Here is a 16267-nt window from a genome sequence, read left to right on the forward strand (position 1 = left end):
ATCGCACCGAGACCGTGGACAACAACGAGACCATAACCATCGGCGTCGACCGCACCGAGAAGGTCGGTAACAACGAGAAGATCAGTATCGGCGCGAACCGCACCGAGGACGTCGGCAGCAACGAGACCATCAGCATCGGCGTCGACCGCACCGAGAAGGTCGGCAGCAACGAGAAGATCAGCATCGGTGCCAATCGCACCGAGGACGTCGGCAACGACGAGACCATCAGCATCGGCGCGAACCGTAGCGAGTCGGTGGGCAACAACGAGACGATCAGCATCGGCGCCGACCGCAGCGAGTCGGTGGGCGCCAACGAGACCATCGACATAGGCGGCAACCAGAGCACCAGCATCGGCAAGAACGAGTCGCGCAGCGTCGGCCAGGGCCGCGATACCTCGGTGGGCAAGGACGATAGCCTGGACGTGGGCAAGAGCTTCACGCTCAACGCCGGCGACTCGATCACCCTGGTCACCGGTGCCGCCAGCATCCGCATGAAGAAGGACGGCAGCATCGTCATCAGCGGCAAGAACATCACCATCGACGGATCCGGGGCGATCAACGTCAAGGCCGACAAGAACGTGGTGGTGAAGGGACGCAAGATCCTCCAGAACTGAAGCGGCGCAGAGCCAGGGAGTCAGCGCATGAGTGTCGAGATCCATCTACCTGGGGCCACGACGGCCCTTCCCGCGCGCCTGGACGGCGTTGTCATCGGCGTCCTCCTCGACGTGCCGGACGCCGCCGCTCCGGTGGTCGCCTATCCCGGTTGCCCGAGCGAGCACGGCCTGGCGGCGGCCACCACCACTCAGCTCAGTCGCGCCGACATCGGCGCCCAGGTAGCGCTGATGTTCGTCGCCGGCGATCCGCGCCAGCCGCTGCTGATCGGCCGCATCCAGCGCCTGCCGCAGGAAGCGCTGGCGCAACTGGACGGCGAGCGCCTGGAGTTCAGTGCCGAACGCGAGATCGTCCTGCGCTGCGGCAAGGCCAGCATCACCCTGACCCGCGCCGGCAAGGTGATCATCCATGGCGCCTACCTCTCCAGCCGCTCCACCGGGGTCAACCGGATCAAGGGCGGTTCGGTGCAGATCAACTGAGCGCGGCGGGCCGGACATGGAACTGTTGAACGCCACCCCGCTGGCCGCCGCCTACAACCAGGGGCTCGACGCCGAAGGCCGGGAGTCGCTGGTGGTGATCGCCAAGGGCAGTTTCGACCTGCCGCTGGACGGTCGCGAGGCGCGCTTGCTGGACGAGCAGCAGGCGCTGCTGATGGTCGATGAATTCTATGGCGAGCCGGGGCTTTCCGCGCCGCGCCGGGAGTGCGAGTTCGTTCCCTTCAAGCCGTTCTGCGATGTGCTGGTGCTGGGCAGCGCCCAGGCGCCCGGCGGGCGGCCGGTACAGCAGTTGACCGCGGGCATCCGCGTCGGCCGGGTGAGCAAGGCGCTGACGGTGCATGGGCCGCGCCAGTGGGAACCGGGATTGCTCGGTGCCGGCGCGGGCGTCGCGCAGCCGTTCCAGCGCCAGGACATTTCCTACGCCAGTGCCTTCGGCGGCAGCCATGCCTCGCCGGACAACCCTGATTTCATGGATTGCTACATGGCCAATCCGGCCGGATGTGGCTGGTTTCCGCGCAGCGCCGACACCGCCGAGATCGTCGGCACGCCGATGCCGGCCACGGAAAAACTCGGCGAGCCGGTGGACAGCCCCCACGGCCGCTTCACGCCGATGGCGCTCGGCCCGCTCGGTCGCCACTGGCAGGCCCGGGTCGGCTTTGCCGGCCGCTACGACGACGCCTGGCTGGCCGAGCGCTTCCCGTTCCTGCCCGCCGATTTCGACGAGCGTTACTTCCAGTCCGCGCCGGCCGACCAGTGGACCGACCATCTGCGCGGCGGCGAGGAGGTCCTGCTGCTCAACCTCACCGGCGAGGAGCGCGCGGCCTTCCGCGTGCCGCGCAGGGAGGTGCCGGTGACCTTCTTCCTGAAAAAGGGTGGCCACGAAACCGCGCAGGCACGGATCGATACCCTGCTGGTGGACTGCGACGCCCGTCGCGTGGAAGTCACCTGGCGCATTCGCCGGCCGTTGAAGCGCAACCTGTTCGAGGTCGCCCAGGTGCTGGTCGGCAGCAAGTCCGCCGCCTGGTGGCGCGCCCGCGAGCTGGGCAAGGACTACTACCCCTCGCTTGCCGCACTGGTACGCAGCCGCCAGGCCGAGGAGGACGAGGCATGAGCCAGGTCCTGAGCATCGTCGCCTCCGGCATGGTCAGCGCGGTCGGCCTCAGCGCGCCGGCCAGCTGCGCGGCGATCCGCTGCGCCCTGGACAACTTCCAGGAGACGCGTTTCATCGACCAGGGCGGCGAATGGTTGCTTGCCGCCAGCGTGCCGCTGGAGCAGCCCTGGCGCGGCCGCGCCAAGCTGCTGAAGATGGCTGCGCGAGCCATCGACGAGGCCTTGCGCGGCCAGCCCGATCTCGATTGCACGGAGCTGCCGCTGCTGCTCTGCGTCGCCGAGGGCGACCGTCCCGGACGCTGCGCGGGGCTCGACGAGTCTTTCCTGCGTGACCTGGAAGGCGAGCTGGGACGACGCTTCCATCCCTCCTCGGCACTCATCGCCCGTGGCCGGGTCGGTGGCGCGGTGGCCCTGCTCAACGCGCGCAAGCTGATCCAGGGCGGCTGCCGGCAGGTCCTGGTGGCCGGCGTCGACTCCTTCGTCAGCGGCCCGACCCTGGCCGCCTACGAGGCCCGCGAGCGGCTGCTGACCAGCCAGAACTCCAACGGCTTCATTCCCGGCGAGGGCGCCGCCGCCGTGCTGGTCGCCGCGCCGCTCCACGAAGAGGCGCCGCAGCTGCTCTGCATCGGCCTCGGCTTCGGCATCGAGAAGGCCACGGTGGAGAGCGAGGACCTGCCGTTGCGCGCCGACGGCCTGACCCAGGCCGTGCGCGCCGCCCTCGCCGAGGCTGGCTGCGGCCTGGAGCAGATGGACTACCGGCTCACCGACATTTCCGGCGAGCAGTACTACTTCAAGGAGGCCTCGCTGACCCTGAGTCGCAACCTGCGCGTGCTCAAGCCGAAGTTCGACCTCTGGCACCCCGCCGACTGCATCGGCGAATGCGGCGCCGCCATCGGTCCGGCGTTGCTCGCCGTGGCCCTGGCCGCTTCGCGCAAGGGCTACGGCGACGGGCCGAACGTGTTCTGCCACCTGGGCAACGATGCCGGCGAACGCGCCGCCGCGCTGCTCAGCTATCGACGGGTGAGGGCTGCCTGATGGCCAACGAGGTGTACGCCAACAACATGGAGATCTCCTGCAAGGCGGCGAGCGGCAAGTCCATCGCGGCCTTCCCGGATGTCTGCTTCACCCCGCCGCAGGCGCCGCCGACGCCGTTGGGGGTACCGATCCCCTACCCCAATACCGGCCTGTCCAAGGACACCACCAAAGGCACCCGGACCATTCGCATCACCCGCAAGGAGGTGATGCTGAAGAACAAGAGCTACTACAAGACCAGCTACGGCGACGAGCCGGGGCGGGCGCCGAAGAAGGGCATCGTCACCAGCAAAATCAAGGGCAAGGTGTACTTCACCTCCTGGTCGATGAACGTCAAGTTCGAAAGCAAGAACGTGGTTCGCCACCTCGACCTGACCACCCACAACCACGCGTCCTTTCCTGGCAATACGCCGGTCTGGCCCTACCTCGACCAGGCCACCGTCGATGCTGGTGGTGGACCGTGCAGCAATGAAGTGAAGAAGGAGAAGAAGGATTGCGCTGACTTCAAGCCGCATGGCAGCAAGGATGCCTGCGCTGGCCTTGGCGCGGGCAAGCCTTCCGGCAAGAAGACCAGCAACGAAGCTGACCGACTGGCAGACAAGGTCGCTGCCCGAAAATGCCTGACCGCGCGCCGGTGTGCCCTGCAACCGTACAAGCCGAACAGTTGCTGCCCGCAGCAGACCGCTCACCACCTGATCGAGGCCAGCGCCTTGCACGACAAGGGACGTGGTGGAAAAGGCTCGGTACCCCTCAAGGGGATATCCAACTATTCGGAGAACAAGGCTCCTTGCGTCTGCGCGGAGGGCGTCAATCAGAACGTGGGTACCCACGGCCTCATGCACACGTTCCAGAGCGCCGCTGCCGCGAAGTCGCGCAGTGGAACCCTGCAATTGTCCAATGGCAGCTCCATCTCCGCGAAGAAGACCACCTACGGAACGGCGAAACGTCAATCCATGGCTGCCATGGGCAAGGTCTTTCCGCAGTCGAAATGCTCGAAGGAATGTCTGTCCGCTCAGCTCGACAACTATCACAAGCAGTGCGGAATCAACGCCAGAACACCCATCAAGGCCGTTGAAACCGGCCAGACCGACGTCACGGCTGCGACGCAGGCGATAAAGACCCGCAATGCGCGTCTTGGCGCCACGAGGAGTCGAGTCCGCTAGTGACCGTTACAGGAGATTGAAATGTTGAAGAAACTCTCGCCGATTTTCTCGAACATCACCGGCGTCGTCCGCTATCAGGACCTGGCGTACGTGGCCTCGGTATCCGACGAGATCCAGGAGCAGAACATAGCGCACAGCTATGTCACGGAGTGGGATTGCGGAACCTGGTGTGTTGCTGGCGAGGATGACGACATGCTGCCCTGGGAGATCGTGTCGGCCACGGTAGTGCACGAGCCAGTGGAACAAGCATTGTTTCTGGGCGCTCGGGGCCAGGTATTCTGCATGGGCTCCGGCGACATCCATGAAGAGCAGTTGCCCGACGGCGACGATGCCATCGGTGGCCGGGGCAATATGCGCGGCGTTGCCTGTATCGACGGGGTGGCCTATGCCTGCGGGATGGATCGACAGGTCTACCGGCGCTTCGACGAGAACGACTGGCGTGCCGTCGACAGCGGCGCTCGGCCTCCGGCAGGCAGCGAAGCGGTGGTCGGATTCGAGGCCATCGGCGGCTTCGGTGCCAGGGAAATCTATGCCGTCGGCTGGGACGGGGAGATCTGGCAGTACGACGGCAAGCGCTGGCAGCCCCGGGAGAGCCCGACGAACTTGATCCTGACGGCGATCTGCTGCGCGGAAGATGGCTCGGTTTACGCCTGTGGACAGGCGGGAACGCTGCTGCGTGGACGCAACGACCACTGGGAGATCATCGCCCAGGACGATGTCGATGAAGACTTGTGGAGCCTCGCGTGGTTCGACGGCGCACTCTACGTGTCGAGCGCAACGGCGGTCTATACGCTGGTCGGTGGCCATCTCAAGGAGGTGGACTTCGGTGATGAGCAACCCCAACGCTGCTTCCACCTTAGCGCTGCCGACGGCGTGTTGTGGAGCATCGCCGCGAAAGACATCTTCAGCTTCGACGGCCAGCAATGGACGCGCATAGATTGAGCATCGCAGCGATCGTCGACCAGCACGCCGAGGAAGCCGCCTTCCTTGCCCTGCTCCGCGACTACGCCGTGCGTGCGCCCCATTACGACTTGGAGGAGCTCGCCGAGCTCGATCAGCGCATCGAGGCGCACCTGGACGGCCTGGCGATCGCCGGCCAGGCCGGCCATGACGCCCTGCTCGAGCAACTCGACGCGCACGCCCAGGGCGAGGCGTTCGCCCTCGCGGTGCTGGCCATGCAGGCAGGAGACGATGCGTTGATCGGACGGATGCGCGCCTGTCTTGCGGCGTCTCCGGAAGCCCGGCGCGGTTTCGCCGCAGCCCTCGGCTGGCTCGACTGGGACCAGGCGCGGCCCTGGGTGGAGCGCCTGCTGGCCTCGCCCGAGCCGCTGTTCCGCAACATTGGCCTGGCCGCCTGCGGCATGCACCGGCATGACCCGGGGCCGGCGCTGCTGTCCGCCCTTGGCCACGCCGACCCGGCGGTGCTGGCGCGCGCCGCGCGCACCGCCGGCGAGCTGCGTCGGCGCGACCTGATGGCGAATATCCGCGCCTATCGCGCCCACGATGACCCGAGCCTGCGCTTCTGGGCCAACTGGGCCACCGCGCAGATGGGCGACGAGGAGGCGTTGGGGCCATTGCGTGCGTTCGCCGGGCAGCCCGGCCCGTTCCAGCTGCCGGCGACCATGGTGCTGCTCGCCTGGCAGCCGCGCGACACCAGCATGGCCTGGATTCGCCAACTGATGCAGGCGGCGGACACGCGGCGGATCGGCATCCAGGCCACCGGCCTGTTCGGCGATCCGGTGGCGGTGCCCTGGCTGATCCAGCAGATGCGCGACGAGAGTCTGGCGCGGGTCGCCGGCGAGGCCTTCAGCCTGATCACCGGCGCCGACCTGGCGCTGCTCGACCTGGAGCTGGAGGCCTTGCCCGACTACGACCCTGGCCCCAACGACGATCCCGACGACGAAGACGTCGCCCTCGACGACGATGAGAACCTCACCTGGCCGGACGCGGCGCGGGTTACCGCCTGGTGGCGGGACCACGGCGCGCGCTTCGTCGCCGGGCGCGCCTACCTGCTCGGCGAACCTCTGGGCGAGGCGCGCTGCCGCCAGGTCCTGCGTGACGGCCAGCAACGCCAGCGAATGGCTGCGGCGTGCCTGCTGGCGCGCTTCGTGCCGAACCTGCCGCTGTTCCCCACTGGTGCGCCGGTGCGCCGCCAACTGGACCTGTTCTGATAGCTGGCTGGCGCCGGGCGGTCAGGTCATGGCCGCTGGCGCGGTGCGCCGGATTTTCCCATTCGACGAATTTCCCTGCACGTAGCCAACCGGTTGACTGAAACCTTTCACCACTTATGCGGGGCGAATGGAAATGCCACTCGTTTGCCATGATAGCCTGTCGACATCCTCTGGAAATATCGTGAAAAAAGCTGACAACGTGCGAGATAGAGGGATTTTTTAATTTATGGTTAAGCTTCGGGCATTAGCGTTGAGCACCAGAAGTGACCGGCCGGTCACGTAGGTCGCTCTGCGTTTGTTGTGCCTTTTTCCTATGGGGAAAGCGTCGGCAGACGTGGGAAAATTCAATCGATCCATTCATCGAGGTTCCGAACCATGCCAGACCGTATGCGGGGCGTTAAGTCCGATTCTCCAGAGCAGGAAAGCGCTGACGACGCATTGAAAAGGATTGTCGATGGATTCCAGCATTTCCGCCGGGAGGTCTTTCCCGAGCAGCAGGCGCTGTTCAAGAAGCTCGCCAACAGCCAACGGCCGCGGGCGATGTTCATCACCTGCGCGGATTCGCGCATCGTTCCCGAGCTGATCACCCAGAGTTCCCCCGGCGACCTGTTCGTCACCCGCAACGTCGGCAACGTGGTGCCGCCCTACGGGCAGATGAACGGCGGCGTCTCCACCGCCATCGAATACGCCGTGCTGGCGCTGGGCGTGCACCACATCATCGTCTGCGGCCACTCCGACTGCGGGGCGATGCGCGCCGTGCTCGACCCGCAGACCCTGGAACGCATGCCGACGGTCAAGGCATGGCTGCGGCACGCCGAGGTGGCGCGCACGGTGGTGGCGGACAACTGCGACTGCGGCGCCAGCCACGACACCCTCGGGGTGCTTACCGAAGAGAACGTGGTGGCCCAGCTCGATCACCTGCGCACCCACCCCTCGGTGGCCTCGCGCCTGGCCAGTGGGCAACTGTTCATCCACGGCTGGGTGTACGACATCGAGAGTGCGCAGATCCGCGCCTACGACGCCAAGCAGGGGCGCTTCCTGCCCCTCGACGGCGAGCATCCGGTGCCGATGGCCACGCCCGCGCCGCGCTACCTGAACTCGTGATAGCGGCGGCCGTGCGGGCCGCCGGATAACAACAGCGTTTTCGCGTCACCTTTCGCCGTTCCTGCCATGGACGACCTCTGGGAAGCCCCGTTCCGGGGCTGAACGGGTCGCTATTACAAGAAAAAACACACTGCGCACACACAACCGGCGCCGGGCCTGGTCCTGGCGTCGCTCCCTCGTCGTGGAAAAAATTCGCAGGAGAACTGTGCCATGCATGTTTCAAAGGTGTTTCCGTCCCTCCGGGACACGTTGCCGCGGGACCTGATGGCCTCCGTGGTGGTGTTCCTCGTCGCCCTGCCGCTGTGCATGGGCATCGCCATCGCCTCCGGGATGCCGCCGGCCAAGGGCCTGCTCACCGGCATCGTCGGTGGCCTGGTGGTCGGCTTCCTGGCCGGCTCGCCGCTACAGGTCAGCGGCCCGGCGGCCGGCCTCGCGGTGCTGGTCTTCGAACTGGTGCGTACCTACGGGGTGGCCATGCTCGGGCCGATCCTGCTGCTCGCCGGCGCCATCCAGCTGCTCGCCGGGCGGCTGCGCCTGGGCTGCTGGTTCCGGGTCACCTCGCCGGCGGTGGTATACGGGATGCTCGCCGGCATCGGCATCCTCATCGTCCTTTCGCAATTGCACGTGATGCTCGACCTGGCGCCCAAGGCGTCCGGCCTCGACAACCTGCTGGCATTCCCCCAGGCGGCGTTCGCCGCGCTCGGTTCGCTGGGCATGGACAGCGGCCTCGACGCGGCGCTGCTCGGACTGGGCACCATCGCGGTGATGTGGGGCTGGGACAAGCTGCGTCCGCAACGCCTGCGCTTCCTACCCGGCGCGCTGCTCGGCGTGAGCCTGGCGACCCTGGCCAGCCTCTGGCTGGCGCTGGACGTGCGGCGGGTCGAGGTACCGGCCAACCTCGGCGAGGCCATCGACTGGCTACGCCCGGCCGACCTGCTGGCCCTGGCCGATCCCTCCCTGCTGCTGGCGGCGGTGGTGGTGGCCTTCATCGCCAGTGCGGAGACCCTGCTCTCGGCGGCGGCGGTGGATCGCCTGCACGACGGCCCGCGCTCGGACATGGATCGCGAGCTGTCCGCCCAGGGTGTCGGCAACATGCTCTGCGGCCTGCTCGGCGCGCTGCCGATGACCGGGGTGATCGTGCGCAGCTCGGCCAACGTCAACGCCGGTGCGCGAACCCGCGCCTCGGCGATCTTCCACGGCCTCTGGTTGCTCGCCTTCGTCCTCCTGCTCGGCAGCCTGCTGCGGCAGATTCCGGTGGCGAGCCTGGCGGGGGTGCTGGTCTATACCGGGGTCAAGCTGGTCGATTTCAAGGCCCTCGGCAACCTCTCTCGCTACGGCCGGATGCCGATGCTGGTGTACGCGGCCACCGCCCTGGCCATCGTCTTCACCGACCTGCTGACCGGCGTGCTGGTGGGCTTCGCCCTGACCCTGCTGAAGCTGGTGCTGAAGGCGGCGCGGCTGAAGATCGCCCTGCGCTACACCGGCGAGCATGAAGCCGAGCTGCGCCTGAGCGGCGCCGCGACTTTCCTCAAGGTGCCGGCGCTGTCGCGGGTGCTCGACGAGGTCAAGCCGGGGACCACCCTGCACGTACCGATGGATAACCTCAGCTATATCGACCATGCCTGCATGGAGCTGCTCGAGGACTGGGGGCGGATGGCACCGGTGCAGGGCTCGCGCCTGGTGATCGAACCGCGCGCCTTGAAGCGTCGCCTGGAAGGGCGCCTGCGCGGCAGCGTCGGGTTGGGCGGCGCGCGCAGTGGCGGGGCGGTCAGCCCAGGCTGAGTTCCACCCCGAGCTGCTTCGACAGGCACGGCCACTGCTGCCAGGCGGCGACCACCCGCGGGTTCTTCAGGTTCTCGCGATAGGCGCGGGCCGAGTCGGCGTCGAAGGTGGTGGCGTCGAGCATGTTCTCCACTGCATGGTGGACGGCTTCGTCCAGCCGGTTGGCGAAGGGCTCGCCGATCAACTGGTGGGCCACCAGGTTGGCCACGGTGGTGTCCAGTGGGATCAGTGCCTGGCCGAAGTGGGCGATGTAGCGGTCGTTCACTTCTTCCACCAGGCGGTGCGCCAGGTAGGCTTCGTCGAGCAGGGCGTCGAGGCCGTCGTGGCCGGCGAGCAACGCCGGCGGGGTGAGGAAGAACTGCTCGGCGACCTTCAGCACCGGCTTGATCCGTTCCTCGATGCCGGCTTCGCGGGCCACGCTGTTGGCGGCGTCGAGCAGGTCCGGTACCTGTTCGACGTAGGCGTGGACGAAGCGGGTGAGTATGTCTTCCGTGTTCTCGCCTTGCGGCTGGATGGTGCGATGCAGGCGGGGCAGGCGGCTGGCTATCAGATCAGCCAGGTGACCGTGGCGGGCTTCGCTGAGGTGCGCCTGCTGGATGAGTTCACGGAGGGCGGCGGTGTTCATGGGTTCTCCCATACAACGGGGATGGTGAAGAAGAGGAGAAACATAGCCGGCGGCGCGCGCCGGCTAAGACGCGATTGTCATAATCGCTTCGTGGTTATGCGAGGATGATATATCAGGCGGCCACCATTCGCCTGCAAAGCCACGCCGCTCGCGGCTTTTAGAGAAGAATCGGCACTTTCCAGCGACGTTTTTACGCTGCGTTGTTATGTCGCAGCCGCTGTCTATACTCCCACTCGAATGCTGAACCTGATGAACCCGGCCTGCCTTGCTGTGTGCCGAGGTGCGACGGTCAAAGTTCGTTGTCTTGGCGGTCCACCCCTTGGCCGTTGGCGTCTGCCGGCGGGATAAAAACAACGATAAGGGGAACCCGAATGCTGCGACATCCACGAGTCTGGATGGGCTTCCTTTTGCTCTCGGCGATCAGCCAGGCGAATGCCGCCTGGACGGTCAACATGGCCCCGGGCGCTACCGAGGTGAGCCGGTCCGTCTTCGACCTGCACATGACCATCTTCTGGATCTGCGTGGTGATCGGCGTGCTGGTCTTCGGCGCGATGTTCTGGTCGATGATCGTCCACCGCCGCTCCACCGGCCAGCAGCCGGCGCATTTCCACGAGAGCACCACGGTGGAAATCCTCTGGACGGTGGTGCCGTTCGTGATCCTGGTGGTGATGGCGGTGCCCGCCACCCGCACCCTGATCCACATCTACGACACTTCCGAGCCGGAGCTGGACGTGCAGGTCACCGGCTACCAGTGGAAGTGGCAGTACAAGTACCTGGGCCAGGACGTCGAGTACTTCAGCAACCTGGCCACCCCGCAGGACCAGATCCACAACCGGCAGGCGAAGGACGAGCATTACCTGCTGGAGGTGGACGAGCCGCTGGTGCTGCCGGTGGGCACCAAGGTGCGCTTCCTGATCACCTCCAGCGACGTGATCCATTCCTGGTGGGTGCCGGCCTTCGCGGTCAAGCGCGACGCCATCCCCGGCTTCGTCAACGAGGCCTGGACCAAGGTCGACGAGCCCGGCATCTACCGCGGCCAGTGCGCCGAGCTGTGCGGCAAGGACCACGGCTTCATGCCGATCGTGGTCGACGTCAAGCCCAAGGCCGAGTTCGACCAGTGGCTGGCCAAGCGCAAGGAAGAGGCGGCGAAGGTCAAGGAACTGACCAGCAAGGAGTGGACCAAGGAAGAACTGGTCGCGCGCGGCGACAAGGTCTACCACACCATCTGCGCCGCCTGCCACCAGGCCGAAGGCCAGGGCATGCCGCCGATGTTCCCGGCGCTGAAGGGCTCGAAGATCGTCACCGGGCCCAAGGAGCACCACCTGGAAGTGGTCTTCAACGGCGTGCCCGGCACCGCCATGGCGGCCTTCGGCAAGCAGCTCAACGAGGTCGACCTGGCCGCGGTGATCACCTACGAGCGCAACGCCTGGGGCAACGACGATGGCGACATGGTCACCCCGAAAGACGTCGTCGCCTACAAGCAGAAACAACAATAGGAGACCGCCATGAGTGCTGTGATCGATACGCCCGACCACCATGCCGGCGACCACCACCACGGACCGGCCAAGGGCCTGATGCGCTGGGTGCTGACGACCAACCACAAGGACATCGGCACCCTCTACCTGTGGTTCAGCTTCATGATGTTCCTGCTCGGCGGCTCGATGGCCATGGTGATCCGCGCCGAGCTGTTCCAGCCCGGCCTGCAGATCGTCGAGCCGGCGTTCTTCAACCAGATGACCACCATGCACGGCCTGATCATGGTCTTCGGCGCGGTGATGCCGGCCTTCGTCGGCCTGGCCAACTGGATGATCCCGCTGATGATCGGCGCGCCGGACATGGCCCTGCCGCGGATGAACAACTTCAGCTTCTGGCTGCTGCCGGCGGCCTTCGGCCTGCTGGTCAGCACCCTGTTCATGCCCGGCGGCGGTCCCAACTTCGGCTGGACCTTCTACGCGCCGCTGTCGACCACCTTCGCCCCGCACAGCGTGACCTTCTTCATCTTCGCCATCCACCTGGCCGGGATCAGCTCGATCATGGGCGCGATCAACGTGATCGCCACCATCCTCAACCTGCGCGCCCCGGGCATGACCCTGATGAAGATGCCGCTGTTCGTCTGGACCTGGCTGATCACCGCGTTCCTGTTGATCGCGGTGATGCCGGTGCTGGCCGGCGTGGTGACCATGATGCTGATGGACATCCACTTCGGCACCAGCTTCTTCAGCGCCGCCGGCGGCGGCGACCCGGTGCTGTTCCAGCACGTGTTCTGGTTCTTCGGCCACCCCGAGGTGTACATCATGATCCTGCCTGCCTTCGGTGCGGTCAGTGCGATCATCCCGACCTTCGCGCGCAAGCCGCTGTTCGGCTACACCTCGATGGTCTACGCCACCGCCAGCATCGCCTTCCTCTCCTTCGTGGTCTGGGCGCACCACATGTTCGTTGTCGGCATCCCGGTCACCGGCGAGCTGTTCTTCATGTACGCCACCATGCTGATCGCGGTGCCCACCGGGGTGAAGGTGTTCAACTGGGTGACCACCATGTGGGAGGGTTCGCTGACCTTCGAGACGCCGATGCTGTTCGCCGTGGCCTTCGTCATCCTGTTCACCATCGGCGGCTTCTCCGGACTGATGCTGGCGATCGCCCCGGCGGACTTCCAGTACCACGACACCTACTTCGTGGTCGCCCACTTCCACTACGTGCTGGTGCCCGGCGCGATCTTCGGCATCTTCGCCTCGGCTTACTACTGGCTGCCGAAGTGGACCGGCCACATGTACGACGAGACCCTCGGCAAGCTGCACTTCTGGATGAGCTTCATCGGCATGAACCTGGCGTTCTTCCCGATGCACTTCGTCGGCCTCGCCGGCATGCCGCGACGGATCCCCGACTACAACCTGCAGTTCGCCGACTTCAACATGGTTTCGTCGATCGGCGCCTTCATGTTCGGCACCACCCAGCTGCTGTTCCTGTTCATCGTCATCAAGTGCATCCGCGGCGGCAAGCCGGCCCCTGCCAAGCCCTGGGACGGCGCCGAGGGCCTGGAGTGGAGCATCCCCTCGCCGGCGCCCTACCACACCTTCAGCACCCCGCCCGAGGTCAAGTGAGGAGCGCGCCATGAGCGATGCCAAGGTCGATACCCGCCGCCTGGTCGGCCGCCTGCTGCTGGTGACCGTGCTGATGTTCGCCTTCGGCTTCGCCCTGGTGCCGCTCTACGACGTGATGTGCCGCGCCCTGGGGATCAACGGCAAGACCGCCGGCAGCGCCTACAGCGGCGAGCAGCAGGTGGATGTCGGGCGCGAGGTGAAGGTGCAGTTCATGACCTCGAACAATATCGACATGGTCTGGGAGTTCCGCTCCGCCGGCGACCAGTTGGTGGTGCATCCCGGCGCGGTGAACCAGATGGTGTTCTACGCGCGCAACCCGAGCGACAAGCCGATGACCGCGCAGGCCATCCCGAGCATCGCCCCGGCCGAGGCCGCAGCCTACTTCCACAAGACCGAATGCTTCTGTTTCACCCAGCAGGTGCTGCAACCCGGCGAGAGCATCGAGATGCCGGTGCGCTTCATCGTCGACCGCGATCTGCCCAAGGATGTGCGGCACGTGACGCTGGCCTACACCCTCTTCGATATCACTGCGCGGAAGCCGCCCGTACCGGTTGCGGGACGATAAGGAGAACAACATGGCAAGCCACGAACACTATTACGTCCCCGCCCAGAGCAAGTGGCCGATCATCGCCAGCATCGGCCTGCTGGTGACGGTGTTCGGCCTGGGTACCTGGTTCAACGACCTCACCGCCGGCCACAAGGAATCCCATGGCCCGTGGATCTTCTTCGTCGGCGGGCTGATCATCGCCTACATGCTGTTCGGCTGGTTCGGCAACGTCATCCGCGAGAGCCGCGCCGGACTCTACAGCGCGCAGATGGACCGCTCGTTCCGCTGGGGCATGAGCTGGTTCATCTTCTCCGAGGTGATGTTCTTCGCCGCCTTCTTCGGCGCGCTGTTCTACGTCCGCCACTTCGCCGGTCCCTGGCTCGGCGGCGAGGGTGCCAAGGGCGTGGCGCACATGCTCTGGCCGAACTTCCAGTACAGCTGGCCGCTGCTGCAGACCCCGGACCCGAAGCTGTTCCCGCCGCCGAGCGCGGTGATCGAGCCGTGGAAGCTGCCGCTGATCAACACCATCCTGCTGGTCACCTCCAGCTTCACCGTGACCTTCGCCCACCACGCCCTGAAGAAGAACAAGCGCGGCCCGCTCAAGGCCTGGCTGGCGTTGACCGTGCTGCTGGGGATCGCCTTCCTGATCCTGCAGGCCGAGGAGTACGTGCACGCCTACAACGAGCTGGGCCTGACCCTCGGCGCCGGTATCTACGGCTCGACCTTCTTCATGCTCACCGGCTTCCACGGCGCCCACGTGACCCTCGGCGCGCTGATCCTCAGCATCATGCTGATCCGCATCCTGCGCGGTCACTTCGATGCCGAGCACCACTTCGGCTTCGAGGCCGCCAGTTGGTACTGGCACTTCGTCGATGTGGTCTGGATCGGCCTGTTCATCTTCGTCTACGTGATCTGACCGCCACCGGGGGAATCAGAAATGCCAGGGCGCGTGGCTGTTCAGCTCGCCGCTGTAGAAGCCCCAGGCGACCAGCGCCAGGGTCGCCGCGGCGAGCACCACGCGGACGGTCAGCGAATTGACCACGCGGGAACCATGGCCCTGGTCCTTGACCAGGAAGAACAGGCCGCTGAACAGGCTCACCAGGGTAGCCAGCAGTAGCAGGACGATCGCCACTTTCAACATGGTGGGACTCCGGCGATGGGGGGATTCATGCAGTATAGCCAGCGCCTCGGGGAGGCCGGACGCAATGACAGACGCAGCATGCGTGGCGCGTTCCGCCCCGGCCTGCTGCCGACCCTGGTGGTCCTCGGCCTGCTGCCGGTGCTGCTCTGGCTGGGCACCTGGCAGTTGCAGCGGGCCGACGAGAAGCGCGCCCTGCTGGCCAGCTACGAGGCCCGGCGCGGCGCCGAGCCGGTGTCGCCCGGGCAGCTAGAGGGGCTGCGCGACCCGGCGTACGTCCGCGTGCGCCTGCACGGCCGCTTCGACGAGCGGCATACGCTGCTGCTGGATAACCGGCTGCGCAACGGGCAGGCCGGGGTCGAGGTGCTGCAACCCTTCTACGACCAGGCCAGCGGCCTCTGGCTGCTGGTCAACCGCGGCTGGGTCGCATGGACTGACCGACGCTCGCCGCCGGCGCTGGAAACCCCCGACCGCGTCCTCCTGCTCGATGCCTGGACCTACCTGCCGCCACCCGGCGGCCTGCACCTGGCCGACGCGCCGGCCGGCGGCTGGCCGCGCCTGGTGACCCAGCTCGACATCCCGGCGCTGTGGCAGGCCTTCGGTCGCGCCGGGCTGCCCTGGGAAATCCGCCTGGAACCGGGCGACGCCAGCTTCGACACCGACTGGCCCCTGGTCTCGATGCCGCCGGAGCGGCACACCGGCTACGCCGTGCAGTGGTTCGCCCTGGCGACGGCCCTGCTCGCCCTCTACCTCTACCTCGGTGTGCGCCGCGCACGGGAGAAAAACCATGAGTCTCGCGATTCCGATGCCTGAACGTCCGCGCCGCGCCCGTGGCCGCCTGCAACTGCTGGCGATCATCGGCCTGGTGGTGGGGCCGATGCTGCTCGCCAGCGCCATGTACAAATGGAATTTCTGGGTGCCGCAGGGGCGCAGCTACAGCGGCGCGCTGATCGGCAACGGCCAGACCCCCGCCGACCTCGGCGTGCAGGGACGCAGCCAGGGCGAGCAGTGGCAACTGCTGGTGACCGCGCCGGGCACTTGCGGCGAGGACTGCCAGCAACTGGTCTACCTGGCCCGCCAGGTCAACATCGCTCTCGGCCGCGAGGCCTCGCGCGCCGGCCACGCCCTGGCCGCCAGCGGCGAGCTGCCGGCGGACTTCGCCAACCTGGTGAGGCAGGACTACCCGCGCCTGCAGCGCTACGGCCTGGACCCGGCCCTGTACGACAAGGCCGGCGGCGGCGAGCGGCCGCTGCTGTGGGTGGTCGATCCGCACGGCAACCTGGTGCTGCGCTACGACGCCAAGGCCAACGGCAAGAAGTTGCTGAAGGACGTGCAACTGCTGCTCAAGCTCTCGCATATCGGTTGATCGGCGTGGCCGGCGCGGTTCC

General features: G+C 66.5%; 16 protein-coding genes and 1 pseudogene. 15 read left to right on the forward strand and 2 right to left on the reverse strand.

Going from position 1 to position 16267, the window contains the following annotated elements; translation table 11 throughout:
- The 9 genes and pseudogenes from vgrG1b to HMPREF2914_RS00300 all read left to right on the forward strand — a co-directional run.
- Positions 1-614, forward strand: a pseudogene (gene vgrG1b, locus HMPREF2914_RS00260) (type VI secretion system spike protein VgrG1b); the annotation flags it as partial.
- A gap of 27 nt (positions 615-641) precedes the next feature.
- Positions 642-1091, forward strand: coding sequence for a DUF6484 domain-containing protein (locus HMPREF2914_RS00265; protein ID WP_003136987.1), 450 nt, complete (start codon positions 642-644; stop codon positions 1089-1091).
- A gap of 16 nt (positions 1092-1107) precedes the next feature.
- The gene (locus HMPREF2914_RS00270) at positions 1108-2220 is read left to right on the forward strand and encodes a DUF2169 family type VI secretion system accessory protein (RefSeq protein ID WP_003083696.1); all 1113 of its coding nucleotides are present in this window, start codon (positions 1108-1110) and stop codon (positions 2218-2220) included.
- Complete coding sequence (locus HMPREF2914_RS00275) at positions 2217-3254, forward strand: 3-oxoacyl-ACP synthase (RefSeq protein ID WP_023092252.1); 1038 nt, start codon at positions 2217-2219, stop codon at positions 3252-3254. Before HMPREF2914_RS00270 ends, HMPREF2914_RS00275 begins: the two co-directional genes overlap by 4 nt.
- On the forward strand, positions 3254-4414 hold the full coding sequence (gene tse7 / locus HMPREF2914_RS00280) for a type VI secretion system effector Dnase Tse7 (RefSeq protein ID WP_003083698.1): 1161 nt from the start codon (positions 3254-3256) through the stop codon (positions 4412-4414). Before HMPREF2914_RS00275 ends, tse7 begins: the two co-directional genes overlap by 1 nt.
- A 21-nt stretch (positions 4415-4435) precedes the next feature.
- Entirely contained in the window at positions 4436-5356 is a 921-nt protein-coding gene (gene tsi7 / locus HMPREF2914_RS00285) for a type IV secretion system immunity protein Tsi7 (protein ID WP_023092253.1), read from the forward strand.
- Entirely contained in the window at positions 5338-6585 is a 1248-nt protein-coding gene (locus HMPREF2914_RS00290) for a TIGR02270 family protein (RefSeq protein WP_023092254.1), read from the forward strand. The genes tsi7 and HMPREF2914_RS00290 overlap by 19 nt, the downstream gene beginning before the upstream one ends.
- Positions 6586-6960: 375 nt before the next feature.
- Positions 6961-7689 (forward strand): carbonic anhydrase, encoded by a 729-nt coding sequence (locus HMPREF2914_RS00295; RefSeq protein ID WP_003083701.1) that lies wholly within the window; start codon positions 6961-6963, stop codon positions 7687-7689.
- A 210-nt stretch (positions 7690-7899) separates the two neighbouring features.
- Complete coding sequence (locus HMPREF2914_RS00300) at positions 7900-9471, forward strand: SulP family inorganic anion transporter (protein ID WP_023092255.1); 1572 nt, start codon at positions 7900-7902, stop codon at positions 9469-9471.
- On the opposite strand, the gene HMPREF2914_RS00305 is transcribed toward HMPREF2914_RS00300, so the two are convergent.
- The gene (locus HMPREF2914_RS00305) at positions 9458-10096 is read right to left on the reverse strand and encodes a hypothetical protein (protein WP_003083705.1); all 639 of its coding nucleotides are present in this window, start codon (positions 10094-10096) and stop codon (positions 9458-9460) included. The genes HMPREF2914_RS00300 and HMPREF2914_RS00305 overlap by 14 nt on opposite strands.
- A gap of 371 nt (positions 10097-10467) precedes the next feature.
- Here HMPREF2914_RS00305 and coxB point away from each other — a divergent pair, with 371 nt between their 5' ends.
- The 4 genes from coxB to HMPREF2914_RS00325 are packed head-to-tail and all read left to right on the forward strand — an operon-like array spanning position 10468 to position 14657.
- On the forward strand, positions 10468-11592 hold the full coding sequence (coxB, locus tag HMPREF2914_RS00310; protein ID WP_003101203.1) for a cytochrome c oxidase subunit II: 1125 nt from the start codon (positions 10468-10470) through the stop codon (positions 11590-11592).
- A gap of 9 nt (positions 11593-11601) precedes the next feature.
- Positions 11602-13194, forward strand: coding sequence for a cytochrome c oxidase subunit I (gene ctaD / locus HMPREF2914_RS00315; protein WP_003083723.1), 1593 nt, complete (start codon positions 11602-11604; stop codon positions 13192-13194).
- A 10-nt stretch (positions 13195-13204) separates the two neighbouring features.
- Entirely contained in the window at positions 13205-13759 is a 555-nt protein-coding gene (locus tag HMPREF2914_RS00320) for a cytochrome c oxidase assembly protein (protein ID WP_003083725.1), read from the forward strand.
- A gap of 10 nt (positions 13760-13769) precedes the next feature.
- A complete protein-coding gene (locus HMPREF2914_RS00325; protein WP_003083728.1) occupies positions 13770-14657 on the forward strand; it encodes a cytochrome c oxidase subunit 3 in 888 nt (295 codons plus the stop codon).
- Between the two features lie 15 nt (positions 14658-14672).
- Here HMPREF2914_RS00325 and HMPREF2914_RS00330 read toward each other — a convergent pair whose 3' ends face one another.
- Positions 14673-14882, reverse strand: a complete 210-nt coding sequence (locus tag HMPREF2914_RS00330; protein WP_003110653.1) for a twin transmembrane helix small protein — start codon at positions 14880-14882, stop codon at positions 14673-14675.
- Positions 14883-14897: 15 nt separating this feature from the next.
- Between HMPREF2914_RS00330 and HMPREF2914_RS00335 the strand changes: the two genes are divergently transcribed.
- On the forward strand, positions 14898-15692 hold the full coding sequence (locus HMPREF2914_RS00335) for an SURF1 family protein (protein ID WP_023092256.1): 795 nt from the start codon (positions 14898-14900) through the stop codon (positions 15690-15692).
- On the forward strand, positions 15667-16245 hold the full coding sequence (locus HMPREF2914_RS00340) for a hypothetical protein (RefSeq protein WP_003101218.1): 579 nt from the start codon (positions 15667-15669) through the stop codon (positions 16243-16245). Before HMPREF2914_RS00335 ends, HMPREF2914_RS00340 begins: the two co-directional genes overlap by 26 nt.
- The last annotated feature ends 22 nt before the right edge of the window (positions 16246-16267 follow it).

Origin of the sequence: Pseudomonas sp. HMSC067G02 (assembly GCF_001813485.1) — a bacterium.
In the GTDB taxonomy this organism is placed as follows: Bacteria; Pseudomonadota; Gammaproteobacteria; order Pseudomonadales; family Pseudomonadaceae; genus Pseudomonas; species Pseudomonas aeruginosa.

Excerpts from the sequence above, each read along its gene's own strand:
- HMPREF2914_RS00265 (WP_003136987.1), top strand. The coding sequence starts at position 642 with ATGAGTGTCGAGATCCATCTACCTGGGGCCACGACGGCCCTTCCCGCG.
- HMPREF2914_RS00270 (WP_003083696.1), top strand. The coding sequence starts at position 1,108 with ATGGAACTGTTGAACGCCACCCCGCTGGCCGCCGCCTACAACCAGGGG.
- HMPREF2914_RS00275 (WP_023092252.1), top strand. The coding sequence starts at position 2,217 with ATGAGCCAGGTCCTGAGCATCGTCGCCTCCGGCATGGTCAGCGCGGTC.
- tse7 (WP_003083698.1), top strand. The coding sequence starts at position 3,254 with ATGGCCAACGAGGTGTACGCCAACAACATGGAGATCTCCTGCAAGGCG.
- tsi7 (WP_023092253.1), top strand. The coding sequence starts at position 4,436 with ATGTTGAAGAAACTCTCGCCGATTTTCTCGAACATCACCGGCGTCGTC.
- HMPREF2914_RS00290 (WP_023092254.1), top strand. The coding sequence starts at position 5,338 with ATGGACGCGCATAGATTGAGCATCGCAGCGATCGTCGACCAGCACGCC.
- HMPREF2914_RS00295 (WP_003083701.1), top strand. The coding sequence starts at position 6,961 with ATGCCAGACCGTATGCGGGGCGTTAAGTCCGATTCTCCAGAGCAGGAA.
- HMPREF2914_RS00300 (WP_023092255.1), top strand. The coding sequence starts at position 7,900 with ATGCATGTTTCAAAGGTGTTTCCGTCCCTCCGGGACACGTTGCCGCGG.
- HMPREF2914_RS00305 (WP_003083705.1), bottom strand. The coding sequence starts at position 10,096 with ATGAACACCGCCGCCCTCCGTGAACTCATCCAGCAGGCGCACCTCAGC.
- coxB (WP_003101203.1), top strand. The coding sequence starts at position 10,468 with ATGCTGCGACATCCACGAGTCTGGATGGGCTTCCTTTTGCTCTCGGCG.
- ctaD (WP_003083723.1), top strand. The coding sequence starts at position 11,602 with ATGAGTGCTGTGATCGATACGCCCGACCACCATGCCGGCGACCACCAC.
- HMPREF2914_RS00320 (WP_003083725.1), top strand. The coding sequence starts at position 13,205 with ATGAGCGATGCCAAGGTCGATACCCGCCGCCTGGTCGGCCGCCTGCTG.
- HMPREF2914_RS00325 (WP_003083728.1), top strand. The coding sequence starts at position 13,770 with ATGGCAAGCCACGAACACTATTACGTCCCCGCCCAGAGCAAGTGGCCG.
- HMPREF2914_RS00330 (WP_003110653.1), bottom strand. The coding sequence starts at position 14,882 with ATGTTGAAAGTGGCGATCGTCCTGCTACTGCTGGCTACCCTGGTGAGC.
- HMPREF2914_RS00335 (WP_023092256.1), top strand. The coding sequence starts at position 14,898 with ATGGGGGGATTCATGCAGTATAGCCAGCGCCTCGGGGAGGCCGGACGC.
- HMPREF2914_RS00340 (WP_003101218.1), top strand. The coding sequence starts at position 15,667 with ATGAGTCTCGCGATTCCGATGCCTGAACGTCCGCGCCGCGCCCGTGGC.